The following is a 26020-nucleotide window of genomic DNA, read 5'->3' on the forward strand; positions in this document are numbered from 1 at the left end:
TGCGCGCGCCACGTGAGGATCGCCGGCCACCGCGATGTCGCCGGTTGGCTGTCGGGGCCGAGGTCTGGGTTCGTCACGTATCTACCGTAAGCGACGCACGCGCCCGCATCACACCAGCGACTCACGCCATGCCGCGTGCAGGCTGGCGAACCGGCCGGTGCCCGCGATGAGCTCGCTCGGCGTGCCATCCTCGACGATCCGACCCGATTCCAGTACCAGCACCCGGTCGGCGATGGCGACCGTGGAGAGCCGGTGCGCGATGATCACGGCGGTGCGATCGCGCAGCACCGTCTCCAATGCCCGCTGGATCTGCCGTTCGCTCGGAATGTCCAGGCTCGACGTCGCCTCATCCAGCACGATCACCGCGGGATCCGCGAGGAACACCCTGGCGAACGCGACCAACTGACGCTGCCCCGCCGACAATCGCCCACCGCGTTTGCGCACGTCGGTATCGAAGCCGTCCGGCAGTGCGGTCACGAAGTCGTACAGCCCGACCGCCCGCGCCGCCGCGAACACCTCCGCGTCACTGGCGCCGGGCCGACCGAGCCGAATATTGTCGGCCACCGATCCGGAGAACAGGTATGACTCCTGGGTGACCATCACGACGTTGCGCCGCAGATCCGCATCGGACAACCACCGCAGATCAATGCCGTCCAAGGTCACCCTGCCGCCGGACGGGTCGTAGAACCGCGTCAGCAACTTGGCCAATGTGGACTTGCCCGCGCCCGTCGCGCCGACCAGCGCGATCACCTGCCCGGCCGGAATCTCCAACGAGAACTCGGGCAACACCGGACGTGCTCGCCCACGCTCATCGGCTTGTGGCACAACACCTTCGACCTCGGCCGACGCTGCGTCGCCGGGAGATCCGTAGCCGAACCACACCCGGTCCATCCGCACGGCACCGATCGCCTTCGTCAACGCGACCGGCTCCTCCGGTTCCCGAACCGAGGGCTCCTCCTCGAGCACGCCGGAGATCTTCTCCAGGGCCGCCGCAGCGGACTGGTAGGCGTTGAATACCTGCGCGAGTTCATCGAGTGGGCCGTAGAACTCGTTGAGGTACAACAGGTATGCCGCGAGGACACCCACGGCGAGATTGCCCTCGATCACCTGCCAGGCGCCGACCACGATGACGATCACCGTGGTCAGATTGCCGAGCAGCTTGGTGAGACCGGCGTAGTCGCCCATGCCGCGCATGGCGGCGGTGGTCGCGTGCAGGTATTCGGCGTCCTCGGCGGCCAGTACCGACTCGTTGCGGGCCTCGCGTCGGAAGGCCTGCACCGCGCGCATGCCGCCCATCGACTCGACGAACTGCACCACAACCTTCGCGATGGCGCCGCGGGTGCGCCGGTAGCCCGCGCGCTGCCTGCGCTGCGCCCACCGGGTGACCAGCGCCAATGGCACGAATCCGAGCAGCACGATGGCGGCGAGGGTCTGATTCAGGTAGATCAGCAGCACCGCGATGGTCAGCACGGAAAGGACCGCGCTCAGCGCCTGATTCAGCGCGCTCTCCAGCAGTTGCTGCAGCGTTTCGATATCGCCGGTCAGTCGCGCGACAACCTTGCCGGAGGTGTACTGCTCGTGGAAGGCCACGCTGAGCCGCTGCATATGCGCGAACAGCCGAACGCGCAGATCGAAAAGCACACTCTGACTGAGCCTTCCGGATATCCGCAGGAATACGAAGGTGGTAAAGACACCGACCCCGACCGAACAGAGATAACCGGCGACGGTGCGCGCCAAGGGCGCCCAGTTCCCTGCGACGCCCTCGGCAATACCGGTGTCGAGCCCGTGCGCGACGAACAGCGGCGCCGAAACCATCGCGGCATTGTCGAGCACGATCAGCAGCAGGGCGAACACCGCGAGCTTGCGATACGGCCGGACCAGACTCAGCAGCAAACGCCGAGACCGGCTGGCCAGCACCAGATTTCCGGTCTCGGTGACCGCCTTGTCCTCATTGGCGATGCCGCGCCAGTCGGCGACCTCGTCGCGGTCGGCCGAATCGTCGGTGTGCACCGCAGTTTCGGTTGTGGTCATGATTCACCTCCCATCAGTTCGCGGTAGCGACTGTTGGTTTTGAGTAGTTGATCGTGCGCGCCCTGGGCGACGATTCGGCCGTCGGCGAGCAGGGCCACCCGGTCGGCCAGTGCGGCGGTCGAAGGTCGGTGCGCCACAAGCAATGTGGTGGCACCGGCCAATACGGTGCGCAGCCGTTCCTGTACGCGCTCCTCGGTCTCCACGTCGAGTGCCGACAGCGGATCGTCGAGCACCATGATTCGAGTCCGCTCCCCCGCGCTCGCGCGCGCGAGCACCGCACGGGCCAGCGCCAGCCGCTGGCGCTGACCGCCGGACAGGCTCAGCCCCTGCTCACCGATTCGGGTGTCCAGTCCCCACGGCAGATCGTTCACGAAATCGGTGGCCTGGGCGACATCCAGCGCGCGCCGCACATCGTCGTCGCTGGCCTCCGGATCGCCGAGCGCGACGTTCTCCCGCACACTCGCCGAGAACAACACCGGCTCCTCGAATGCCACCGAGACCAGCGAACGCAGATCGGATACCCGCATCGACGCAATGTCGATGCCGTCGATGGTGATGGCGCCGTCGGTCACGTCGTAGAGCCGCGGAATCAGATTGAGCAGCGCCGTCTTTCCGCTACCGGTCGCACCGACCAGCGCAACCGTCTCACCCGGGCGCACCTTCAGCGAAATATCTTGCAGTACTTCGCTCTTCGCGTCCGGAAAGGCGAAACGCACGCCGTGCATTGCCAGTTCGCCGACGATCCGTTCCGGCAAGGCCACCGGATCCGCGGGATCGGTGATTTCGACCGGGGTGTCGATGATCTCCCAGAACCGGTCCGCCGCGGTGCGCGCATCGTTCCACTCGGCGAGCAGAAATCCGGTCCAGATGATCGGCCACTGCAGGAAGGTCGCCAGTGTGATGCTCGCGACCAGGGTGCCGAGCGTCATCGTGTGGTGTGCGACGGCGTAACCGCCGTAGCCGAGCGCGAAGGCGATGGCCAGCTGCGGCAGACACACCATTGCCGACCAGAGCGTGGCGTCCAACCGCACCTTGAGCAGTTCGGTCTGCTGCAATTCCCGTGCCTGCGCGGTGAACCGCCCGCCGAAGAACGCGCCGCGACCGAATGCCTTCAGCACCCGGATGCCCTGTGCCGACTCCTCGGCCGTGGTGGCCAGATCACCGGCCTGATCCTGGGAGCGCCGCGAGGCAACGCCGTAGCGCCGCTCGAACCGCAGGCAGACATAGGACAGCGGAATCGCGATGGCCGCGAAGGTCAGTCCTATCTGCCAACTCAGCACGAACAGCACCACCAGACCGATCGGGATCACGATGAAGTGGATGATCAGAAACGGCCCCGCGAATGCGACGAACCGCTTCATCGTGCCCATATCGTCGACCGCGCGCGAGAGCAGCTGGCCGGACTCCCAGGCATCGTGACGTCCGATCGAGAGCGTCTGCAGCTTGCGGAAGATCTTGGCGCGCATATCGATCTCGAACTGGGCCGCGGGCTTCGCGATCAGCCACCGCCGACCCCATACGCCGCACGCCTCCAACAGACCGAGCGCCAGCACCAACAGCACCGGAAGCAGCACGCCGCCGAAATCGCGCCGCTGGATCGGGCCGTCGATAATGCGCGCGATGACCAGCGGAAGCATGATCGCCGTCAGGGTGGCGAGCACCGCAAGCGTGGTGGCGCCGAGCAGCGTGAACCGATGCGGGCGCAGATACGGCCAGAACCGGCGAAGCGATTGCAGGCGGCCCGGCACCGCGGCGGCGGGCCGCTCGACTCTGTCGACCTCCGTGTCGGCCGCTGGTGTATCGAGCGTGACGGACAAAGCTCCCCCTCGTGATCGTCTTGGATTGGCTGTGTCGCGAACGGATCCCCGGTGATGTTCGCATCGGGGTCCGACATTTCAGCGTGGCATCAGTCCCGAGATCGGCCAACCGATTTTCTGGCACATCCACAGCCAACAACCTCGAGTAACCTCGAGGTCAATACCCCCGCATCACCGCATACGACATCGGCGCCCGGATTCCCGGGCGCCGATGGCCGTTGCTTCTATTGTACCGTCGAATAACCCGAGCTCAGACGGTCGAATGCGGCTGGTCCAGCGGCGCGTCCGGGAAGTCCTGTTGCTGATAACCGCCGCGCAATGTGCCCTCCAAATACGCGGCGCGGCAGGCCCGCCGGGCGATCTTCCCGCTGGACGTGCGCGGAATCGAACCCGCCGGAACCAGCAGCACATCGCGCACCGTGACGCCGTGGCGCTGCGCTATCGCAGCGCGCACGGCATCGGCGATCGGCTCAGGATCCAGCTTCGCCGCACCGGTGCCGCGCTCGGCCACGATGACCAGCTGCTCGGAGGTGTCCTCGGCATCGAAGGCGAGTCCGGAACGGCTGCCCTGTTCGAATACCAATGCGGGCAATTGATTCGCGGGCACCGAGAATGCCGCGACGAATCCCGGCCGCAGCGCGGTGCTGGCTTCCTGTGCCGAGAATTCCAGGTCCTGCGGATAGTGATTGCGCCCGTCGACGATCACCAGATCCTTCACCCGGCCGGTGATATACAACTCGCCGTCGAGGTAGACGCCGAAATCACCGGTGCGCATCCACTTCGCGTCCGGATCGGTGCCCTGTGCGTGACTGCCCTCCGGGAGGCACTGTGCCAAGACGTTGTGGAAGGTCGCGGCGGTTTCATCCGGCCGACCCCAGTATCCGATGCCCATATTGTCGCCGTGCAGCCAGATTTCGCCGACCTCGCCGTTACCACGTTCGATGCCGGTTTCCGGATCGACGATCACCGCCCACTGCGATAGCGCCACATAACCGCAGGACACCTGCGCGATCGAATTCTGTGTGCCCTTAGGCACTTCCACCATCCGACCCGCATTGAGCTCATTGCGATCGACATAGACGACTTTCGCCTCGTCCTCGGCCTTGGTCGCCGAAACGAACAACGTCGCCTCGGCCATGCCATAGCAGGGCTTCAGCGCGGTCTTGGGCAGACCGTACGGCGCGAAGGTCTCGTTGAATTTCTGCATCGACGATACCGAAACCGGCTCGCTGCCGTTGATCAACCCGATCACATTCGAAAGATCCAGGTCCTCACCGGCTTTCGGCTTACCCCTGGCGGCCGCATGCTCGTATGCGAAATTCGGTGCCGCCGCGAATGTTCCGGCACCGTCGGAGGCCGCGGCCAGTTCCTTGATCCAGCGATACGGCCGCCGCACGAATGCGCTCGGCGACATGATCGTGATGAATCCGCCGCCGATGGTCGGCAGGATCACAGACAGCAGACCCATATCGTGGAACAGCGGCAGCCAGGTGACGCCACGCGAATTCTCCTGCACTCCAATGGCATCAATCATCTGCAGCAAATTGGTGCCGACCGCGCGGTGGGTGATCTCGACACCGGCCGGGGTCCTGGTGGAACCCGAGGTGTACTGCAGATAGGCGACACTGTCGGTATTGATTTCCGGTCGTACCCAGGTCGAGCCGACGCTGTCCGGAATCGCGTCCACCGCAATAATGCGCGGACGCTGTGCCGCCGGGAGGTGCCGGAAAAAGTTCCGCACACCCGCGGCGGACGAACCGACGGTCAGAATCGCCGAGGGTACGCAGTCATCGAGCACGGCGTGCAGGCGATCGGTATGGCCCTGCTCCTCCGGATCGAACAGCGGCACCGCGATATTGCCCGCGTATACCGCCGCGAAGATCGAGACGACATAGTCCAATCCTTGCGGGGCCAGCACCGCCACCCGATCGCCGGGCCGGGTCACCTGCTGCAGCCGGGCCGCGACGGCACGCAGCCGCACGCCGAATTGGTGCCAGGTCAATTCGATGTACTCGCCGTCGCGCTCGCGCGAGTAGTCGATGTAGCGGTAGGCGAGCCCGTCGCCGTTTTCCGCGCTGTGCTTGTCGACGAAGTCGATCAGGGTCTTATCGCCACGGATTTTGATATTGCCCTGATCGTCCAAATAGTCGTCGAAGGTCTCGTCGATCATCGCCTTATCCTTTTGCCAACGCAGGCACTCAGGCCGTGCGATTACACCGAACACAGGTCGATAACGAAGTGTCGGGAAGGCTAGCAGGTGTGCCTTCCCGACTTGCTCAGTACCGCCCGAAGGCGATCGCGACGTTGTGTCCGCCGAAACCGAACGAGTTGTTCACGGCGTAGTCGATCCGTCCGGGTCGGGCCTGGCCCTTGACCACGTCGAGCTCGATTTCCGGATCCTGGTTGTCCAGATTCAGTGTCGGCGGAACGATTCCGTCGCGCACCGAGAGCACCGTCAGCACCGATTCGAGAGCACCGACCGCGCCGATCGAATGGCCGAGTGCGGATTTCGGCGCATAGACCGAAACATGGTCGCCAACGGCCGCATTGATGGCCTGTGCCTCGGCGGTATCGCCGATCGGGGTCGCGGTCGCGTGCGCATTGACGTGGCCGACATCGTTTTTGCTGATCCCGGCCTTCTGGATGGCCCTGGTCATCGCCCGCGCGGCGCCCTTGCCATCGAGATCGGGTGCGACCAAATGGAAGGCGTCGGAAGTGATTCCGGCGCCCATCAGGCGCGCGTGAATCGTCGCGCCGCGGGCCTTGGCGTGCTCCTCGGTTTCGATGATCATCATCGCGCCCGCCTCACCGAAGACGAATCCGTCGCGATCCTTGTCGAACGGTCGCGAGGCGGCCCTCGGGTCCTCGTTGCGGGTGCTCATGGCACGCATCATGGTGAATGCCGCGATCGGCACGGCCTGGATGGAACCCTCGACACCGCCGGTGACCACCATGTCGGCATCGCCCATCACGATCATCTGCCAGGCATTGGCGATCGCCTCCGAACCCGACGAGCAGGCCGAGACCGGCGTCACCACACCCGCTTTCGCGCCGAGTTCCAGGCCGACGCAGGCGGCCGAGCCATTGGGCATGATGCGCTGCACGGTCAGCGGCGATACCTTGCGGTAGCCGCCGTTCTGCAGCCGGTCGCGCGCGGCGGTGATGTATTCGCCGCCGCCGAGTCCGGTGCCGATGGCGACGCCGAGCCGGTTCTTGTCCACCTCCGGACTACCCGCATTGCGCCAGACCTCGCGGGCCAGCACCACGGCCATCTGCTCCACATACGACAGGTGCCTGGTCTCCTGCCTGGTGAGGCAATCCGACGGCTTGACCTTCAGATGTCCGCCGATGCGCACGGGTAGCTCGAACTGCTCGATGAAACTGTCCTCCAGGACATCGATGCCGCTTTCCCCGTTGAGCAGGCCCTTCCAGGTCGAGTCGACGTCACCGGCGATCGAAGTGGTCGCCGCCAGACTGGTCACGACAACGTTGGGATAGCTCCCGTTCTTGGTAGACGGAATCTGCATTTCGCTCACTTTCCTGGCGTCACTCTTTGGGATAAACCGGGAACCGCGCGTGGAAGGTCATCGAACGACCGAGCAAACCGTGATCCGACCGTGAGCATTGTGGGCGGGTCAGGTGCTCGACACACTACCGTGGCCGTCGCTGGTCGTCGCATCTACTGCTCGAGTAACCTGCTGAGCGGATACGCAGCGCTGGTGGTTCCGAGCGATCCGCGAGCAACCGCGAGAAGGGATGACTGTGACGGGCGGGCGGATGGTCGGGCTGTTCGCCGGAATCGGCGGGCTGGAGCTCGGCCTTGGCCACCACGGCTGGCATACCGAGCTGCTGTGCGAGATCGATCCCGGTGCGCAGGCGGTGCTCGCCGCGCGCTTTCCCGGGATTCCGTTGCAGGGGGACATCACTCGGCTACGCGCCCTGCCCGCCGGGACCGAACTGGTCGCCGCCGGATTTCCCTGCCAGGACCTGTCGCAGGCCGGCCGCACCGCGGGTATCACCGGTAATCGCTCCGGTCTGGTGGACGAGGTGTTCCGGCTGGTGCGCCGTCGGCGTGGACCGCGCTGGCTGTTGATCGAGAATGTGCCGTTCATGCTGCAGCTGGGTCGTGGGGCAGCCATGCGGCACATCACCACCGCGCTGGACGAGCTCGGCTACACCTGGGCATACCGGGTGGTCGACGCGCGCGCGTTCGGGCTGCCGCAGCGTCGTCAGCGGGTGCTGATGCTGGCCTCGCGCACCGAGGATCCGCGCCGGGTGCTGTTCGCCGACGATGCCGGACCGCTCGATCTCGGTGACCCGGAACAGGATCCGTGCGGCTTCTACTGGACCGAGGGTGTGCGCGGGCTCGGCTGGGCGGTCAATGCGATCCCGACGCTCAAGGGCGGTTCGGCGCTCGGCATCGCGAGCCCGCCCGCGGTGCGATTGCCATCGGGTGAGATCGTCACGCCGGGCATCATCGACGGCGAACGCCTGCAGGGCTTCGACGCCGACTGGACCGAACCGGCGACCACGGTGCCCGGAATTCGGCACGGGCACCGGTGGAAGCTGATCGGCAATGCGGTGAGTGTGCGAATGGCGTCCTGGGTCGGGGCCAGGCTGGCCGATCCGCTGGACCCGATTCCGGGCGATGAGCCGTTGCCACAGGGGCGGCCGTGGCCGGTCGCCGCGTGGGGTCGCGCGGGCCGCGCCTATCGGGTCCCGGTTTCCACCTGGCCGGTGCATGAGCCGTATGAGGACTTACACCATTTCCTCACCGATTCGCGGCTGCTCTCGGCCCGCGCGACGGCGGGCTTCCTGCGGCGCACCGGAATGGGCAATCTACGGTTCCCGCCCGGATTTCTGGCCGATGTGGAGAGTCATCTTGACCGGATGGGCGGCTGGGCGGCATGAGGTTCGGTACGTCATGAACCCGGCTCGGCGGCCGCGCACCGACGCCGCGACCAGTGCGCGGATGGCCCGCCAGCGGCGGGTCGGGACCCGGCCCGAACTCGCGCTGCGCCGGGAATTGCATCGGCGCGGACTGCGCTATTTCGTCGATCGCGCGCCGTTGCGCGGGCAGCGGCGGCGGGCGGATCTGGTGTTTCCCCGGCTGCGCGTCGCGGTGTATGTGGACGGATGTTTCTGGCATCGGTGCCCACAGCACGCGACCGATCCGAAGAACAACGCCCAATGGTGGGCGGACAAATTGACCGGAAACGTGGCCCGTGACCGGGCCACCGACGCCGCACTGGCGGCCGAGGGCTGGCTGGTGATCCGAGTGTGGGAACACGAGGACGCCATCGCGGCGGCCGACCGGATCCAGACCGTATTGGCCGCCCGTCGCTAGCGCTTTTCCCGCACCCGAACCAGCGAGCGCGGCGCGTGCGCGGCCATGTAGCCCGACACCGCCATTACCGTCAGCACCAGCATTCCGGCGATGGCCGTTGTGATTGTGATCATGGGGACCTCCTTCGATCTACCAACCATCGGGTATGGACCTGACAGAACCCTGTGTTGGAGTTGGTAATGCGGTGTGGGGAACACCAGTCGGTGTGGACACACGCACCTACTGTTGAACACCGGACCAACGAGGAGGCGGAGAATGGTCCAGTGACTGATAGCCGGAGGCTCGCCGAACGACACGTCCGGGTGGCCTGCGGGCTCATCGCGGCCGCGATCGCGATCGCCGGGCTCTGCTATTCGTCGTGGTTGCTGGAGTTCGTGCTGAAGATCGATGTCGATCCGGTCAACTCGTTTCTCAGTGAGCTCGATGCCGAGGGCAAACCGCATCGCGAGTTGTTCGCGACCGCCGACAAGATCGTCGGCGCGTTCCTGATGCCCGCCGCGATCGCCGGGCTGCTGTTGTTTCCGCGCCGCAGATTCACCACCGTCGGCTGGGTCGCGCTGTTCTGCTTCGGCGCCGCGACGATCGGCGATGTGCTGCTTCCGCTGCGCGATTGCAACCCGCAGGACAACGCCCAATGCGGCGGCAGTGGCAGTGAACTGTTCCCGCAACTGCATCAGCCGCACGCGCTGACCAGCACCATCGCGGTCACCGCGATCGCCATCGCGACCTTCGCGTTCAGCGTGGCCGCCTTCCGATATCGGCGCTGGCGGATCCTGCGCGAGGCCGGGGTGGTGGTGCTGGTGATCGGGTCGGCGGCGACCGTGTGGATGCTGGTCGCCGACAACCTGACCGGCGACTACGCGCTTGGGATCGCCCAGCGGATCCAGGTCGGATCGATGTCGCTGTGGCTGATCACCTTGGCGGCCGCGGTGATTCTGGAAGGCCGCGAATGGCTCGAGAGCGATTCGGGTTAGTCGACCTTGATCCGGACCGTGTGGGTGTCGAGTTTCGTGGGCAATTTCGTGGTGTCGACCTCGAGGATTTCGCCGGTGTCCTGCAGCCCGTTCGGCAGTGTCTTGGGTTTCAGGCCGAAGGGCGGCTGGTCGCCCTTACTAGCGGCGAGGCCGAAATCGCTGTCGTTGGCGATGTAGAGGGTTTTGCCGCCATCGAGCGTCGCGACGCCCTCGATCTTGTCGTGACCGAAGAACTTGCCGTCGGCATCGAGGCTGGTGACCAGGGCGGCGAAATCCAGGCTCGCGGTCTTGGCGGCCACGGTGATACCCGCCTTCTTCAGTGCCGCTATTGCGTCATTCGTCGAAACGGGACCGACCAGGGTTTCCAGCGGCTTGCCCTCGACTTGCAGGCCACCGCGCTCCGGATCATATTGTGCGCCTGGGACCTTCGAATCCGGACCGACGTCGGTGGCGCCGGAGATATCGACGGTCCACAGCTTCTTATCGGCCTTCGGGGGCAGTTCGCCGTCGCGTTCGTCGACCAGGAAGGTGGTGGCGCTGAGCGCGGTGATCTCGGAGTCGGCGACCTTGGTGCGCTTGGGATTCTGCAGCGGGAGCACGAATTCCTTGACCGCCTTGGTCTTCAGGTCGACGGTGACGATGCGGGTCATCGGGATGTCCTTGGCCGAACCGTCGAGGCCGGGAGTTTTCAGGCCGCTCTGTACGACGCCGACGAGGGTGCCGCCGTCGGGTGTGCTGGTCAGACCCTCCATGCCCTGATTCGGGGTGCGCAGCGAAAGTTCCCTGGGCAGACCGGATCCTGGTGCCAAGCGCTCCAGCTCCGTCCCCTTGGCGTCGAAATGCACCAGGAATGGGCCGTATTCGTCGGAGATCCAGAAGGTGCCGTCCGGCAGAGCGACCAAGCCCTCGGGATCGAGGCCGTGATCGGTGGGCGGCAGGATATTTCCGGCGAGGTCCTTGATGGTCTCGCCAGTGCTCGCGGCGATGTCGACCTGACCGTTGAACGGGGTGCCGTCGGCGGTGTGCAGTTCGATCGTCGATTGCACGACCGCGCGATTGCCGACCAGCTTGAAGCGAGCGATCTTCGGCACGAAACCCGGTGTCGGGGTGAGCTTCTCGTTCTTGCCGGGACCGTCGACATTGGGGCCGCGATCGGTGAGTCCGTAGAACTCGTCCGGCGCGCCAGGTACCGGCGTCCATGCCGAGCCGTAACCGCTGCCCTGCACGGTGGTGCCGCCGAATTCACCGAGAGGTGGAATGTCGGTGGTGTACAGGCGAACCGCGTCGGTGGTGCTGACCTTCAGCTCATCGGTGCCGGTGAAGCCCGTCTTCGGCTGGTAGACAAGTGCGCCGTCGAGGCGGCGGGTCAGCGTGCCGTGTTCCGGATCGGCGATCGTCACGGCGGCGGTACCACCGGTGGCGGCCAGCAGGTCGTCCGGGGAGATCACCAGCGGCTGGTCCCTGGCCACGGTGAAGTCGGGCTTGGTGTCCGAGGACGAGCAGCCTGCGGCCAGCACGCCCACACAGAGGACGACGGCCGCGGTGATACGAGGGTGCGCTTTCACCATGTCTGCCTACCGCAGTTGCCCGACAAATGCCCTACGTCCAAATGACCAGCGGATGTCATGCTTTCGGGCATGGGTGATCGGATGAATATCGCGTCGGGTTCGGAGTTCGAGGATATCGTCGGCTACTCGCGCGCGGTTCGCGTCGGCAATACCGTCGCCGTCAGCGGCACCACGGCCTCGCTGCCTGGCGGCAATGCGGTCGGCGGTGACGATATCGGTGCGCAGACTCGGGAGGCACTGCGCCGCATCGGCACCGCACTCACCGAGGCGGGTGCCAGCCTCGCCGATGTAGTTCGCACGCGCATCTTCGTCACCGATATCGCCCGCTGGCCCGAGGTCGCCAAGGCGCATGCCGAGGTATTCGGCGATATCCGTCCGGCCGCGTCGATGTACGAGATCAAGGCGCTGATCACGCCCGCGCTGCTGGTGGAGATCGAGGCCGACGCGATTTGCGCGACAGTTCCTGGCTCGGATCGCTAATGTCGATCCGGTGACCAGCGACGCGCCGGAGACCACCGTTCAGCTCGAAACCGTCGCCGCGGCGACGAACCGTCTGCTCGACACCATTCGTGGGCTCGACGATGACATGACCGTGCCATCGTTGCTACCCGGATGGACGCGAGGGCATGTGCTCGCGCACCTCGCTCGCAATGCCGACAGCCTGGTCAATTTGTTGCTCTGGGCACGGACCGGAATCGAAACACCGCAGTACGCGAGCATGTACATCCGGGATGCCGATATCGAGGCCGGTGCGCCGCGGCCACTCGCCGAGCAGTTGGCCGATAACGAGGCGGCGGCCGATCGCTGGCTGGCGCTTGCTCAGAGCACTCCCGAGCAGGCGTGGACGGCGACAGTTCGGACCAGGCAGGGGCGGCCTATTCCGGCTACCGAGGTCATTTGGATGCGGCTGCAAGAGGTGGAGATCCATCATGTGGATCTGGCGGCCGGTTACCAACCTGAGGATTGGCCAGTGGATTTCGTTGTTCGGCTGCTTCCGCGGGCCGCCGCCGATTTGACGAAAGGGATTGCCGGTGGGGCTGAACCGGCGGTCACGTTCGAAGTGCGAACAACTGATACGGGCTTCACAGCGACTGTTGGTAGCGGGGCTCCCGACCACACCGTCAGTGGGCCTGCTTCTGCCGTGCTCGCTTGGCTGCTCGGTCGTTCCGAAGGCGCGGACCTCAGTGGCGTGCTGCCGACGCTTCCCTCGTGGAAATAGCAGGTCCACGGCGCACTGTGACGCGTGCAACCGGCATGTTCCGCAAGCGCCTGTTCGACGGTGGAGCCGAGTAGGCGTCGCGGTTCGGGGAGAGCACGTCGCTACGATTCGGATCGGCGGAGCTCCGTCTGTCGCGGTGACCGGAGGCCCGGTAACTGGTTGTGCCCTCGGCGGGACCGGCTGGCCACAGCGTGGGCAAGGAAGACCAGCGACCATACGAGGACCAAGGCGACAGCGAGTCCGACGGGATAGTTGCGGTCGAGGACGGTGGGATTGCTCGGCATGCCGTCGCCACGGTCGAGGACCGGGAGGGCGATCAGTACCAGCGCAACCGAGCAGATGGCACCGCAGGCAGCGACGGCCCACCATGTGGGTGGCAGCAGGTGGCGAGCAGTGAGTCCGAGTGCGGCGCAGATCGGGGCGAAGACCGCATCGTGCAGCAGGATTCCGCCCGCGAACCAGACCGTGACCGAGTCGAGATCTGTTGGCGGTAGGGCGAATAGCGCGCTGATGCCGTACCAGCCGAGCCAACTGCCGACGAGCAGGAGCAGTATGCGGACCGCGGTCATGGCAGCACCTCGATTTCGGACAGCCATTTCGTTTGCAGGACGCCGGGTCGGTTGGGTGCGATGAGACGGCACGGGTAGCCGTGGTCGAGATCGAGGGTTTCGCCGTTGATGGTCAGGGCGACCAGGGTGCTGTCGTCGACCGCATGACGTTGCGGCAGAACCGAACTCCCGTAGATGCCGGTTTGCTCCAGTGAGCGGAAGCGGATATCGCCACTGGAATAATCGCCGACCGCCGCCAGCAAATCCAGCAGGCGCACCCCGGACCAGTCGGCTCCCGCGCTCCAGCCTTCGACGCAGGCAATCGGCAGTCGAACCCGAGTCTGCGGCAGGGAAAGCAGTTCGTCCCTGGTGAATTGGCGCTGTTGATCGCCCATGGTGACCGTCAATCGGTACTCGGGATCACGGGCCCGGTCACCAACCCCGGCCGCCGCAGCCGATCGGTTGACCGGAACGCCCTGTGGTCCGTGCCCGCTGCGCGGCGCTAGCACAGCAGCCCAGCGCAGGAACGGAATCGTCTGCCCGGCAACGGCCAACCCCGCTGCGACGGCAGCGACACCAGCACCGGTCAGCACCGCACGTCGCGAGATGTGCGGCCGCGTACTGGTGTCGGCAGGCGGCTCGGTTGGGGCTTCGACCAGCGGATGTTCCAGCGCGTCCCGGATGACCGGAAGTTTGACGGCCAAATGCACGGCCAGTGCGCCGACGGCGACGTAGGCCATGGCGTAGTGCGCGGTGGGAAAGAAGAACTTCCACGGGTAGTACTGGGCGATATTGAGAAGCCCGGTCAACAGCTGGAAGATCGTCGCGCCGACCAGGATTGCGATGGAGCCACGTTCGAGGATTCGCAACAGCGAACCGATGATCGGGCGATGGAACAGTCTGGGGTATACCGCCCAGAGCTTCACCAGCAGCAGTGGGATCGCGGCGACACCCGAGATCACATGCGCGCCCTGGGTTACCCGATACAGCCAGACAGGATGGGCGGGCCACCAGAACCAGCTCGGTGGATGCTGAATCCAGTGGCTGAGCAAACCGGTGCCGAAGCACAGCAATATCGCGCTGCCCAGCGCGATCCCCACCCGACTTGCGACCGCGGGTCCGCGTGCGGATGTCACCTGTGGGCGCGCGATGGTCGCCCGTTTCCGTGTGCCCGTCGTGGCGCCAGACGAACGGGCGAAAATCGTACGAAATCGCGCTGGCGATTCCTTCCAACTGCCGCGCTTCATCACAACGCCCACCGACTACTAGAAGCGGCCCTGCCCCATCGCAACCAAGCGATATGCCGTCCGGACACCTCCACCGCCGCCACCATGCGGAACCCCGCGGCCGCGGCCAGCTCTTCCGCGCGATCTATCCCCACCCGCGCCCACGGAAACCATTCCCCCACTCGGTTTCTCGTCTCCAGCCGAATCGGGTTCGACACCACACCCGCACCGGGCCGAGCGAATTCGACCACCGCGATGCCATTGCGGGCAAGGAGTTCGCCAGCCCGGGTCAGCAGACGCACCGGATCGCCACCGATGCCGATATTGCCGTCGGCAAGGATCGCGTAGGACCAGCGGCCCGAGCCGGGCAACGGCCCGAACAGGTCCCGCTGCAATGCGGGCGCACCACGAAATCTGGTGGTGGCCACGGCCATCGGCGAGATATCGACACCCAACGCGATGATCCCGCGTCGCAGCAGTGCCGCGACCAGCCGTCCCGGACCACATCCCAGATCCAGCGTCGGTCCATCGCAACAGCAGGTCAGCGCCACATCGGCCTGGCGGTCGGCATCGTCGAAACCGAGCCAGCGCCGGGTGCGCAGGGGGTGACGCCGTCCGTCGGCATCGCGCACCCAGCAGTCCTCACCCGCCAGCGCGAGATCGAAGATATCGCTCATCGGTGGGCCAGCTCGGCGTGGTGCAGCTGATGAATCAAGCGCGCGAACCGCCCGTCGGATTCGCGTGCCACCCGCATCGCGTCGGCGAAGGTGTCGACATCGTTGTAGCGCGGCAGCGAGCGCACGCGAAGTTCGCAGTGTTGGATAGCTTCTCGGGTCAGTTCGCCGGTGCGATCGGTCGACATGGGAACGTCGACGAGCGTGCGCGCGGCCTGTGGTGTCGGCAGCCCGAGCGCCCACCAGCCGCCGTCGTCCGCGGGTCCGAGCAGCGCGTCTGCCCGCAATACCAGCTCGCGGGCGGCCCAGCTCAGCACCTCCGGGCCGATCTGCGGTGTGTCCATGCCGATCTGCAGAACCGGCAGCCCGTACCGCGCGGCATCGGCGTGCGCATTGGCCAGGCGCTCGCCGAAAGATGCGCCGCGCTGCGGGATGACCTCGAAACCGGTCAGCGCCCTTGCTACTTCATCGGCACACTCCGCATCCGTGAGGTCTCCGGTGAACGCGACGATGTGGTGCGCGACCGGAGTCCGCGACATCGATTCCAAGGTATCCAGCAGCGACGCCGCAGCGACTCGTGCCGCGTCACGCGGCGACAGCGGCGGTGTCAGGCGAGTTTTGGCGAGCCCGGCGATCGGGGCCTTGGCCAGCACGAGCAGTGTCGCTGCGACGGGCGATGGCCGAAAGTAATTCATCGCAGCACCGCCAAGAAGTCGCGAGTGGCGCGCATGGCGCCGAGCCACGATCCCGATACCTTCGAAACCCCGCCCGCCCGTGGCCGATACGCGATATCGTGCTCGACCACGCGCCACCCCGCGCCTGCCGCGCCGATCAGCAGCTGCAGCGGATAGCCGGAGCGGGTGTGCAGCGGTCCGAGGGAAAGCAAAGCGGTGCGGCGGGCCACCCGCATGGCACCGATATCGTGCACGGGCAGCCCGTATCGGCGACGTAGCCGCCCGGCGACGACCAGATTGCCGAGCCGCGCATGCCAGGGCCACACACCCCGACGCACCGGCTTGCGCCGTCCGACCGCCAGATCGGCGCCCGCACGCACCAATTCGACCAGCGGCGGCAACTCCGCTGGATCCATCGATCCGTCGCCGTCGAGAAAGGCGACCAAATCCGTTCTGGCCGAGGCGATCCCGGCCTGTACGGCGGCACCGTATCCGGGCCGCGCCTCGGATACGACAGCGGCGCCGCATCGGCGGGCCACCTCGGCCGTCGCATCGGTCGAGCCATTGTCCACGACCAGGGCATGGAATCCGGCCGGGATGGCAGCGAGCACATCTGGCAACGCCTCAGCTTCGTCTCGGCACGGGATGACAACGGTCACGCCGTCCGGGTTGTGGCGGGTCTCGGTCACCTTTGCGACGGTATGCCAGCCCGGCCGAATCGATGCCGCAAAACTGGTGACGAAACAGTGACATCCGCGCCCAGAACCGCCCGAGCACCGGTTTTTCGCGCATCGCGGCCCTATGGTGAGGTTCGTGCATGACGTGAAGGAGGCCGCGGCACCCGCACGCGGCCGGATGCCTGGCGCGTATCTGGGAGCAGGCATTGCCGCCGCACTCACCCTGGCGGCATTCCTGGTCCCGCGAATTGCCAGCGAACAGTGGCGGAGCAAGCTCTACGCGGGCTCCGCCCCGATCTTCGGCAACTGGTTGCCGCATGTCGGCTCCGGTTCGGTCCCGGCCATCGTGATCGCGATTCTCGTCATCCGGTTCGGCCCGGCGATGGCCGAGTCGCTACCCTGGCGACGGCTGCTCGCGGCGTCCTGGGCGACCGCTGTGGCCTGGGCTTTCGCCCTGGCCATGATCGACGGCTGGCAACGTGGATTCGCCGGACGACTCACCGACGGCCACGAATATCTGCGCGAGGTCCCCGGCGTCCGCGATATCCCGGCCATGCTGCGCGGATTCTCCGCCCGCATCCTGGACTTCCAACCGGATTCCTGGACGACCCACGTCTCCGGGCATCCGCCCGGCGCGCTGCTGTTCTTCGTCCTGCTCGATCGCATCGGCCTGCGCGGCGGCGGTTGGGCGGGAGTGGCGTGTCTGCTGATCGGATGCAGTGCGATCGTCGCGGTCGCGGTCACGCTGCGCGCGCTCGGTGCCGAGGATCGAGCACGAAGAGCATTGCCGTTCTTGACGATAGCGCCCGCCGCGGTGTGGATCGCGGTGTCGGCGGATGCCATGTTCGCGGGCGTCACGGCATGGGCGGTGGCGCTGCTGGCGATCGCCGTCCGGCGGCCGTGGGTCGCCATTGCCGCTGGTGCGCTCCTCGGGCTCGGCGTCTACCTCAGCTATGGCCTCGTGATCATGGCGCTCCCCGCCATCGCGGTCCTGATCGCGAGCCGAACGATCCGGCCGCTGCTGCCTGCCGTACTCGGTGCGCTGATCGTCGTGACGGCATTCACGCTGGCCGGTTTCTGGTGGCTGGATGGCTATCACCTGGTGGTCGAGCGCTATTACCAGGGCATTGCCACCGAGCGTCCGTACGCGTACTGGGTCTGGGCGAATCTCGCCGCCACCGTCTGCGCGGTCGGTCTGGCCACCGCCGCCGGTCTACCGCGCGCGCTGCGCGGACCGTTCGATGCGCCCGCGCTCTTGGTAGCGGCGGCATTGTGCGCGATATTGGTGGCGGACCTCAGTGGCCTCAGCAAGGCCGAGACCGAGCGAATCTGGCTGCCGTTCGACCTCTGGCTGCTCGCCGCGACCGCGTTTCTGCCGCGGTCCACCGCGCGCGTGTGGCTATTGCTGCAAGCACTCGGCACGCTCGTACTCGCCCACACGATCCTGACGAATTGGTAATCCATGTGCATTCTGATCGCCGACGACGACCCGCTGGTCCGTGATGTGGTGCGGCGCTATCTCGAACGTGACGGCCTGACCGTCGTGGAAACCTCGGACGGCGCATCGACTCTGGCGCAACTCACCGAACCCACCGGCGACCCCATCGAGCTGGCCGTCCTCGACGTGATGATGCCCGCCCCCGACGGCATCGAGATCTGCCGCGCGGTACGTTCCGGTCCACGCCCGGACACTCCGATCATTCTGCTGACCGCGCTCGGCGACGAGGACGATCGCGTGCTCGGTCTGGAGGCGGGTGCCGACGACTATGTCACCAAGCCGTTCAGCGCCCGCGAGCTCGCTTTGCGGGTCGCCTCGGTGCTGCGGCGTTCGCAGGCGCCGCGGCAGCCGAGCACGGAGGTACTGCGCGACGGTGCGGTCGAGTTGCGACCCGATTCGCAATCCGTGCTGGTGGACGGCAAGCCCGTCGACCTGACCGCGCGCGAATACGATCTGCTCGTCTTCCTACTGCGTCACCCGCACCAGGTGTTCAGCCGGGAGGAGCTGCTGGCCAAGGTGTGGGGCTGGGACTTCGGCGACCTGTCCACGGTCACCGTGCATATCAAGCGCCTACGCGCGAAACTCGGGGACCGGCACCGGATCGAGACGGTGTGGGGCCGCGGCTATATCTGGGGCCGGAATGGAGAATCCAGTGCCTGAGAACACCCTTCAGTTGATCGGTTACGTGCTGGCCTGTTCACTGCCGATCGTCGCGATCGGCGCGGCGATCCTGCGCGCCACCAGCAATCGCTCCATGACCGCGAGCATGGCGGTGCTGGTGCTGATCCCGACGCTGTCCACGCTGGCGGGCATTATCGGGGTCAGCGGGTTGATGTTCACCGATGAACTCGAGCGTACGGCGGTCGTGCTCGCGGTCGTCGCCGCGGTCACGGTGCCCGCCGCCCTGCTGCTCGGGCGCGAGCAGGCCCGAAAAACCGTCTGGGAGAAGCAGATCCGCGAACAGGAGCGGATGGCCGAGCGATCACGTCGCGAGCTCGTCGCCTGGGTGAGCCACGACCTGCGGACCCCGCTGGCCGGTATCCGTGCGATGGCCGAGGGACTTTCCGACGGCGTGCTCACCGGCACCGACGACGTCGCGCGCTACGCGGAACAGATCGTGCGTGAAACGGATCGGCTGTCGGTCATGGTCGACGATCTGTTCGAGATGTCGAAGATCAATGCGGGTGCATTGCGTTTGGAACTGGAGCCGGTCGATCTGCGCGAATTGATCGATGAGGTGCTGGCCGCCAACCGACCGAATGCCGAACGCGCCGAAGTCCACTTGCGCGCCGACCAACCCGACTCCGAAATCGTTGTCGCGGCGAGTGATCGAGCCCTCGGCCGGGTGCTGACCAACCTGGTCTCCAACGCGATCGCGCACACCCCGCCCGGCGGCCAGGTCGCGATCTCCGCGGGCACCGCCAATGGGCAGGCTTGGGCGCGCGTCGACGACACCGGCCCTGGCATCTCCGAAGCCGATCTGCCACGGATATTCGAAGTCGCCTATCGCGGCACCGCGGCTCGCTCCCCCGTCGCATCCGACGGTGTGTCTTCCGGCAGCGGGATGGGTCTCGCGATCGCCGCCGGTCTGGTCGAAGCCCAGCACGGCGACATCTCCGCCGAGAATCGCGAGCAGGGTTGCCGCTTCGAAGTTCGGCTACCGCTGAACGGGAACTGAACTACGCCACCGGCGCACCCGCCCCGGCAACCGCGCGCAGCGGTGCGTACGCGAATTCGGCAAGGCCGTCGAGCGGATCCACCCGCGCGGTGAAGCCCAGAATGCGTTGCGCCTGTTCCGGACTCGCGACGATATGCCGCACATCACCGGGACGATAGCGTCCGGTGATCACCGGTTCGGGACCACCGCGCGCCGCGGCCAAGGCGCTGGCGACCGCGCCGATGGTGATCGGGCGCCCCGAAGCGATATTCAGCGGAACGAAACCGGTATGCGCGAATTCGACCGCCGCGAGATTCGCCGCCGCGATATCACTGACATGCACGAAATCCCTGGCCTGCCTGCCGTCTTCGAAAACCTGCGGCGGCTCCCCCGCTTCCAGCGCGGATCGGAAGATGGCGGCAACTCCGGAATATGGTGTATCCCTGGGCATATCGGGGCCATAGACATTGTGATAGCGCAAAGCGGTGACCCCGGATTCGGTTACCGCCGACCAGGCAGCCGCGTAATGTTCCTGTGCCACTTTCGCCGCCGCATAAAGGCTCCGCGGTCGCAACGGCGCATGCTCCGGTACCGGCTCCCAACTCAACACCTCATCCGAAGCCGGATACCGATGCTCGAACATCCCATTCGCGAGATCCTCCGGCCTACGCACCCCGACCTCGACGGCCCCGCGATACCGCCCCTCCCCATAGACCACCATCGACGAAGCCAATACCAGCCGCCGACACCGCGCCCGATCCATCGCCGCCAATAGCACCGCGGTCCCCAAGTCGTTATGGCTCGCATACGCAGGCGCATCCTGCGCACTCACCCCCGCCCCCACCACCGCGGCCTGATGACAAACCACATCGATTCCACGCAACACCGAATCCAGCGCATCCGCATCCCGCACGTCGACCGGTCGCACGTTCTCTGGAACGACCGCGCCGACCCCGTGCGCCGCAGGCAGCATCACATCGATCGCCACTACCTCATGCCCGGCATCGACCAACTTCTGATGAACCCGCGCGCCGATAAATCCGGCGGCCCCGGTCAGTAGCACCCGCATCTCACCACCACCCCAGGTTCGAGTGCCCAACCCGCGTGCTGCCCAGTTCGTCGTTTTCCGAGGTCATGTGCCCGATTCTGCTGCCAGGCCCGCGATATTCGCGGCAACCCGGCCGCGATGTCAGACTTTCGTCACGATCCCGGACGACTGGTCGATACGCCGACATCGAGCACAGCAACGATCAGCAAGAAGGCCGACTTCGCCGCTGCTCGCGCAGAATGCGTTTCAAGCGCCGCGAGACAGATAGCGCACCGGGGGTGGGGTTCGGTAGCCGAAAGCCTTGATGAAGCGAGCGCCGATTTGGGCTTGGCTGGCTTCCAGCGCTTCGGCCCCGACGGTATTCATCACTCGGTTGATGACATTGAAAAGGGTGGCTACCCAGACGGCTTCGTCGAAAGCTTCGGCGGTGACTCCGGCCGCGCGGACCTTGTCGGCATCGCCGGGGGTGAGGCCGTCGGGGTCGCGGACCATTTTGCCGACGAATTCCAGCATCGCGCGGGCTTCGGGACGCAGCGGCGAGTTATCGCCGTCGGCCAGGGCTGCGTCGACCAGATTTCCAGCGATATAAGCACCCGCGATGCCGTGGTGCGCGGATACGCAGAAGGGACATTCATTGGACTGTGAGGCCCTGGTCGCGAAGATCTCGCGTTCGGCGACGGACCAGAAGGACGGTCCGCGCATGGCGTCCTGGATGAGGTCGGAAAGCGGGGTGCCGAAGTAGCGATGCCGGTAACAGATGACCTTCACGACCGCGGGGACCTCGGTCCGGCCCAACCGCCGCATGGTCGCGAACATGATTCGGGCCGGGAGTTCCTGGCCGGATTCGACCGCGTCGAGCCACATTGTCTACCGCCCCTCCCAGGAGCGGCGCGCGGCGCGAAGCCGTCGGTCCGCGGCGCCGTAGGCCGCGACCACGGCCGCCTCGAAGATCTCGTCCTCGCTGCGGCCCGCCTCGGCCAGCGTCGTGATGTTCTTCTCGGTGAGCCGATACGAACGTTCGGCGACCAGCTCGACGAAGTCGGCGAGATCATCGGGGACCCCGGCCGCCCCTTCGTCACCCGAGGCCCGCGCCCGAATCGATCGCCGCACCTCGACCGGCAGCCGCCCCGGCGCACCTTCGAGATGCGCGCCGAATTCTTCCCATTTCGAGTCCATGGAACGCCGTGCCATGGCCCCCATTCTTGTCCAAAGACCGCACTACCGCTGCTGAACGAAGATCAGATTTCGCCCTCGGCACCGAATTCGCGCCGCACGAAATTCGGGCGCAGATCCGGCTCGGGTTCGTCGTAGTAGCGGTGGAAGGTCGGGGTCACACCGGATGAGATCGGCGGGTTGATCCAGCTCCAGTCGGTCGGGCATTTGCGACCCGCGGCCTGCTCCCGATTGACATTGTCGCAGAACTGTTTGGCGACCGTGTGATGGTCGACGATATACACCCCCGCCTTCCGAAAGCTGTACAGCACAGCACGATTCAATTCGACGAGCGCCTGATCGCGCCACAGTGAACGCTCGTGTCTGGTATCCAGGCACATCATTTCGGCGATGAGCGGCAACATGTTGTAGCGGGTGGTGTCGCTGAGATTGCGTGCGCCGATCTCCGCGCCCATGTACCAGCCGTTGAACGGTGCGAACGGATAGGTGATGCCGCCGACCTCCAGATTCATATTCGAAACGGCGGGCAGCGCATGCCATTTCAGGCCGAGTCCGGCGAACCAGTCGAATTCGGGATGCTCGAGTTCGACCTCGCGGGCCAGTTCGGGCGGAATGTCGAACCAGCGGATCGGCTCATCCGGGGTGCTGATGAGCACCGGCAGGATGTCGAAGGGCGTGCCCGCGCCGCGCCAGCCGAGCTTCCTGGCGAATTCGGTGAGCGCGATATTGGCCGGGTCACCGGTGACGGTGCCGTCGCCATTGCGATAACCGGCATAGCGGATGAGTTGTGGGCTGACGATGCGGAATTCGCGCCCGTCGGCCTGGCGCGGTGGCCCGACGGTGATCATCGATTGGATGGCGCCGCCGTTGGTCGCCATATGCAGGTGCTGCCAGCAGACTTCGGCCAGATCGCGAGCCGAGCGCACCCGCCGTGCGTCGAGCAATTTCAGTGATCGCCAGTGTTTTCGCCCGACGCAGCGGGCGTGGTTGCGCCACGCAAGCTTGGCGCCGATGAGGATTTCCTCGGCCGTCTGCACGTAGCTACCGGTTTGTTGGAGCTGTTCCAATGCGGTGCGGCGGCGTTGCGCGGATAGATGCGCAAGTTCGGGCAATCGGAAGAACTCGTCGCACTCCCGCATCCGCCTTTTCAGATCGAGTCCGAAAGGCTTTGTGTCAGCGACGCTTTCGAGCGATATGAGAGGTAACGCTTGATTCACGGTTTTCTCCGGTCGGGCATCAGGTACTGCGGCTGAACAGACAGGCATTGATCGAGCAGAGAATCTCGCGCGCGGAGCGCAGCTGACACCGGGCCACGCGGGAGGTCCGCGCGGTAGCTTCCGCGTTGCGGAGAACCCGGATGCGGTAGACGGTTCGGGAAGCGCGTGCGTGCGGGCTGTCGGGTTGCCGAGCGCGCGCACAGCGGCATGACCTGGCTGCTGCCGTTTGCTGTCCACGATCATGCTCGTTCCGATCGACGCCTGAAAACGCCCGCACAGCAGCCTAAGACCGGTGTGCTGGCCGTGTGCCTGAATTCGACATAATGCCTGTTCGGAATCTGGCGGGCGCTAGCGGCTGGTGCCGAGCCACCCGAACCCGACCGACCTGTACGTTGCGCGCGCAGTACCGTTGTTCGATCGGTTCGTCCAGAAATGAGGATTGCTCGTGCGCAGCGTTGTCGGGATGGCGGTGACCGTGCTGGCGTTGCATGTCATCGGCTGGGGGACGCTGCTGTTGTTCGTGGTGCCGGGACATCATGTGGTGCAGGGCGCGGTGTTCGGAGTCGGTCTCGGCGTCACCGCGTACACCCTCGGCATGCGGCACGCCTTCGACGCCGACCATATCGCCGCGATCGATAACACCACCCGAAAGCTGGTGGCCGACAACGGCAAGCACACAGTGCAGACGGTCGGTTTCTGGTTCGCCCTCGGCCATTCCAGCGTGGTGTTCGTCCTGGTCGCACTGCTGGCGTTCGGGGTACGGGCGCTGGCGGCGAATCTGGCGAACCAGGATTCGGGTCTGCAGGAGTGGACGGGGCTGTGGGGAACCAGCGTGTCGGGCACCTTCCTGATCATCATCGGGCTGCTGAATCTGGCCTCGCTACTCGGCATTTGGCGGGTCTTCCGACGGATGCGACAGGGCGACTTCGACGAGGCACAGCTCGAGCGCGAGCTGGACAACCGGGGTCTGCTGAACCGGGTGCTCGCGCCGATAGTGCGGCTGGTCGAGAAGCCTTGGCAGATGTATCCGGTCGGACTGTTGTTCGGCCTCGGATTCGACACCGTCACCGAGGTCGGGCTGCTGGTGATCGCGGGCGGCGCCGCCGCGACCGGACTGCCCTGGTATTCGATTCTCGTTCTGCCCGTGCTGTTTTCGGCGGGTATGGCGCTGTTCGACTCGCTCGACGGCTCGTTCATGAGCTACGCCTACGACTGGGCCTTCGCGAAACCGGTCCGCAAGATCTACTACAACCTGGTGATCACCGGATTGTCGGTGGCGGTCGCGCTGCTGATCGGCGGCCAGGAGATCGTGTCGATCTTCGCCGAACGGCTCGACGTCGAATCCGGAATCGTCGCGTGGATCGGAAATCTGGACCTCGGTGATCTCGGCTACATCGTGGTTGGTCTTTTCGTGGCTACCTGGGTGGTCGCGGCGGCGATATGGCGCTTCGCCGAAGTGGAACGCCGCTGGCAAGGTGACCTTGCCGCGAAATAGCCAGGGCCGGTGGGTCATATCACATACCGACCGGGGTGTTGATGGCTTGGCGCGCCCACCTTCGCATTTCTGGCAGGATGGGCGGCATGCTGTCTCGGCGCGAGGTGCGGCGTTGGGTCTCCAGCGCCATGGTTAGCGTCGCACTGATTGCCGGTGCGGCGGTGTTCGGCCCAGCCCAGGTGCTAGCGGCGCCGGGCGATCAGCCCCGCCCGAATACCGGCTCGGCGGATGGGCCCTCGCCCGCGGAGCCGACCGTCGCGGGCGTGACGCGCGCTTCGATCGATCGGATCGTGCCCATCAATGATCGATGGCTGCGGGTATGGGTGAATTCACCCGCGATGAGTCGCGCCGTCGAGGTGCAGGTGTTGCTGCCGCGTGAGCAGAACCGTCCGCGGCCGACCGTCTACATGCTCGACGGGCGCAGCGCCGAGGCGGAGAGCAACAACTGGACCGAGCTCGGGCACGCGGACAAATTCTTCGAAGACAAAGACGTGAACGTGGTGCTCACGGTCGGCGGACCGGCCAGCTTCTACACCGACTGGCAGCGCCCGGACCCAGTGCTCGGCACCAATATGTGGGAGACCTTCCTGACGAAGGAACTGCCGCCGCTGATCGACGCGAAATTCAACGGCAATGGACGCAATGCCGTCATGGGTGTCTCCATGGGCGCCGAGGCCGCCATGATGCTGGCGTTCCGGCAGCCGAAGCTGTACACCGCGATAGCCGCGCACAGCGGATGTTTCTCCATGGGAACCGATCTCGGGCAGGCGCAGGCTCGCGCGGTGGTCGCGACCTACCGCGGCGGACCGGACAATATGTTCGGCGATCAGCACGATCCCGCCTGGCTCGCCCATGACGTGCTGCTGCACGCGGAAGCGTTGCGCGGCAAGGCGATCTATCTGTCGGTGGGCAGCGGACTGCCCGGCAAATACGACACCCCGAACAACCCGGATCTGGTCAGCACCATCGGATTCGGCGGACCGCTGGAGGCGGCCACCAATCTCTGCACCCGCAGGCTGGCAGATCGGCTCACCGCGCTCGGGATTCCGGTGACCGCGAACTTCCGGGCGACCGGGACGCATTCGTGGCCGTACTGGGCCGACGAGTTGGGCCTGTCCTGGCCGACGATCTCACGGGCGCTGGGTGTCTGAGCTGCTGGGGGTCTCGACTTCTGGGC

Annotated in this window: 24 protein-coding genes; 10 read left to right on the forward strand and 14 right to left on the reverse strand. The window is 65.9% G+C overall.

The window, feature by feature from the left end:
- Positions 1-108: 108 nt before the first annotated feature.
- The 4 genes from NA5_RS01130 to NA5_RS01145 all read right to left on the reverse strand — a co-directional run bounded on the left by NA5_RS01130 (position 109) and on the right by NA5_RS01145 (position 7375).
- The gene (locus NA5_RS01130) at positions 109-2031 is read right to left on the reverse strand and encodes an ABC transporter ATP-binding protein (RefSeq protein ID WP_062980853.1); all 1923 of its coding nucleotides are present in this window, start codon (positions 2029-2031) and stop codon (positions 109-111) included.
- Positions 2028-3848, reverse strand: a complete 1821-nt coding sequence (locus tag NA5_RS01135; RefSeq protein WP_084483788.1) for an ABC transporter ATP-binding protein — start codon at positions 3846-3848, stop codon at positions 2028-2030. Before NA5_RS01135 ends, NA5_RS01130 begins: the two co-directional genes overlap by 4 nt.
- A 250-nt stretch (positions 3849-4098) precedes the next feature.
- A complete protein-coding gene (gene fadD32, locus NA5_RS01140) occupies positions 4099-6018 on the reverse strand; it encodes a long-chain-fatty-acid--AMP ligase FadD32 (RefSeq protein ID WP_062981282.1) in 1920 nt (639 codons plus the stop codon).
- A gap of 106 nt (positions 6019-6124) precedes the next feature.
- Positions 6125-7375, reverse strand: coding sequence for a KasA/KasB family beta-ketoacyl-ACP synthase (locus NA5_RS01145; protein WP_062980855.1), 1251 nt, complete (start codon positions 7373-7375; stop codon positions 6125-6127).
- Positions 7376-7604: 229 nt separating this feature from the next.
- On the opposite strand from NA5_RS01145, the gene NA5_RS01150 reads away from it, so the two are divergent.
- From NA5_RS01150 to NA5_RS01160, 3 genes are all read left to right on the forward strand, one after another.
- Entirely contained in the window at positions 7605-8759 is a 1155-nt protein-coding gene (locus NA5_RS01150; RefSeq protein WP_062980857.1) for a DNA cytosine methyltransferase, read from the forward strand.
- Between the two features lie 13 nt (positions 8760-8772).
- Positions 8773-9195, forward strand: coding sequence for a very short patch repair endonuclease (locus NA5_RS01155; RefSeq protein WP_062980859.1), 423 nt, complete (start codon positions 8773-8775; stop codon positions 9193-9195).
- A 263-nt stretch (positions 9196-9458) separates the two neighbouring features.
- The gene (locus tag NA5_RS01160; RefSeq protein ID WP_245672027.1) at positions 9459-10169 is read left to right on the forward strand and encodes a DUF998 domain-containing protein; all 711 of its coding nucleotides are present in this window, start codon (positions 9459-9461) and stop codon (positions 10167-10169) included.
- Here NA5_RS01160 and NA5_RS01165 read toward each other — a convergent pair.
- The gene (locus tag NA5_RS01165) at positions 10166-11734 is read right to left on the reverse strand and encodes an esterase-like activity of phytase family protein (protein ID WP_245672028.1); all 1569 of its coding nucleotides are present in this window, start codon (positions 11732-11734) and stop codon (positions 10166-10168) included. The two genes, NA5_RS01160 and NA5_RS01165, sit on opposite strands and share 4 nt — an antisense overlap.
- Positions 11735-11806: 72 nt before the next feature.
- On the opposite strand from NA5_RS01165, the gene NA5_RS01170 reads away from it, so the two are divergent.
- Both NA5_RS01170 and NA5_RS01175 read left to right on the forward strand, forming a co-directional pair.
- The gene (locus NA5_RS01170; protein ID WP_062980863.1) at positions 11807-12217 is read left to right on the forward strand and encodes a RidA family protein; all 411 of its coding nucleotides are present in this window, start codon (positions 11807-11809) and stop codon (positions 12215-12217) included.
- 10 nt (positions 12218-12227) lie between these two features.
- A complete protein-coding gene (locus NA5_RS01175) occupies positions 12228-12956 on the forward strand; it encodes a maleylpyruvate isomerase family mycothiol-dependent enzyme (protein ID WP_062980865.1) in 729 nt (242 codons plus the stop codon).
- 101 nt (positions 12957-13057) lie between these two features.
- Here the strand turns inward: NA5_RS01175 and NA5_RS01180 are convergent, their stop codons facing one another.
- The 5 genes from NA5_RS01180 to NA5_RS01200 form a co-directional block, all read right to left on the reverse strand.
- Positions 13058-13525 (reverse strand): hypothetical protein, encoded by a 468-nt coding sequence (locus tag NA5_RS01180; RefSeq protein ID WP_062980867.1) that lies wholly within the window; start codon positions 13523-13525, stop codon positions 13058-13060.
- Positions 13522-14640, reverse strand: coding sequence for a molybdopterin-dependent oxidoreductase (locus NA5_RS01185; RefSeq protein WP_245672029.1), 1119 nt, complete (start codon positions 14638-14640; stop codon positions 13522-13524). Before NA5_RS01185 ends, NA5_RS01180 begins: the two co-directional genes overlap by 4 nt.
- Before the next feature lie 110 nt (positions 14641-14750).
- Complete coding sequence (locus tag NA5_RS01190; protein ID WP_062980869.1) at positions 14751-15407, reverse strand: class I SAM-dependent methyltransferase; 657 nt, start codon at positions 15405-15407, stop codon at positions 14751-14753.
- Positions 15404-16099 carry a TIGR04282 family arsenosugar biosynthesis glycosyltransferase gene (locus tag NA5_RS01195; protein WP_062980871.1) on the reverse strand — a complete coding sequence of 232 codons (696 nt, stop codon included), beginning with the start codon at positions 16097-16099 and terminating at the stop codon, positions 15404-15406. The genes NA5_RS01190 and NA5_RS01195 overlap by 4 nt, the downstream gene beginning before the upstream one ends.
- Positions 16096-16767 (reverse strand): glycosyltransferase family 2 protein, encoded by a 672-nt coding sequence (locus NA5_RS01200; RefSeq protein WP_245672030.1) that lies wholly within the window; start codon positions 16765-16767, stop codon positions 16096-16098. Before NA5_RS01200 ends, NA5_RS01195 begins: the two co-directional genes overlap by 4 nt.
- A gap of 166 nt (positions 16768-16933) precedes the next feature.
- Here NA5_RS01200 and NA5_RS01205 point away from each other — a divergent pair, with 166 nt between their 5' ends.
- The 3 genes from NA5_RS01205 to NA5_RS01215 are packed head-to-tail and all read left to right on the forward strand — an operon-like array spanning position 16934 to position 19931.
- Positions 16934-18214: a hypothetical protein gene (locus NA5_RS01205; protein ID WP_062981290.1), complete on the forward strand. Its 1281-nt coding sequence runs from the start codon at positions 16934-16936 to the stop codon at positions 18212-18214.
- 3 nt (positions 18215-18217) lie between these two features.
- Positions 18218-18913, forward strand: a complete 696-nt coding sequence (locus NA5_RS01210; RefSeq protein WP_062980873.1) for a response regulator transcription factor — start codon at positions 18218-18220, stop codon at positions 18911-18913.
- A complete protein-coding gene (locus NA5_RS01215; RefSeq protein WP_245672031.1) occupies positions 18906-19931 on the forward strand; it encodes a sensor histidine kinase in 1026 nt (341 codons plus the stop codon). The genes NA5_RS01210 and NA5_RS01215 overlap by 8 nt, the downstream gene beginning before the upstream one ends.
- A 1-nt stretch (position 19932) precedes the next feature.
- Here NA5_RS01215 and NA5_RS01220 read toward each other — a convergent pair whose 3' ends face one another.
- The 4 genes from NA5_RS01220 to NA5_RS01235 all read right to left on the reverse strand — a co-directional run bounded on the left by NA5_RS01220 (position 19933) and on the right by NA5_RS01235 (position 23270).
- A complete protein-coding gene (locus NA5_RS01220; protein WP_062980877.1) occupies positions 19933-20979 on the reverse strand; it encodes an NAD-dependent epimerase/dehydratase family protein in 1047 nt (348 codons plus the stop codon).
- Between the two features lie 225 nt (positions 20980-21204).
- Complete coding sequence (locus tag NA5_RS01225) at positions 21205-21822, reverse strand: carboxymuconolactone decarboxylase family protein (protein ID WP_062980879.1); 618 nt, start codon at positions 21820-21822, stop codon at positions 21205-21207.
- Positions 21823-21825: 3 nt separating this feature from the next.
- Complete coding sequence (locus NA5_RS01230; RefSeq protein WP_157110168.1) at positions 21826-22149, reverse strand: hypothetical protein; 324 nt, start codon at positions 22147-22149, stop codon at positions 21826-21828.
- Between the two features lie 47 nt (positions 22150-22196).
- The gene (locus tag NA5_RS01235; RefSeq protein WP_062980882.1) at positions 22197-23270 is read right to left on the reverse strand and encodes a nitric oxide synthase oxygenase; all 1074 of its coding nucleotides are present in this window, start codon (positions 23268-23270) and stop codon (positions 22197-22199) included.
- 523 nt (positions 23271-23793) lie between these two features.
- Here NA5_RS01235 and nicT point away from each other — a divergent pair.
- Both nicT and NA5_RS01245 read left to right on the forward strand, forming a co-directional pair.
- Entirely contained in the window at positions 23794-24843 is a 1050-nt protein-coding gene (gene nicT, locus NA5_RS01240) for a Nickel transporter NicT (protein ID WP_503826371.1), read from the forward strand.
- 86 nt (positions 24844-24929) lie between these two features.
- Positions 24930-25994 (forward strand): alpha/beta hydrolase, encoded by a 1065-nt coding sequence (locus tag NA5_RS01245; RefSeq protein WP_062981294.1) that lies wholly within the window; start codon positions 24930-24932, stop codon positions 25992-25994.
- The last annotated feature ends 26 nt before the right edge of the window (positions 25995-26020 follow it).

The organism is Nocardia anaemiae NBRC 100462 (assembly GCF_001612725.1).
GTDB classification, from domain to species: domain Bacteria; phylum Actinomycetota; class Actinomycetes; order Mycobacteriales; family Mycobacteriaceae; genus Nocardia; species Nocardia anaemiae.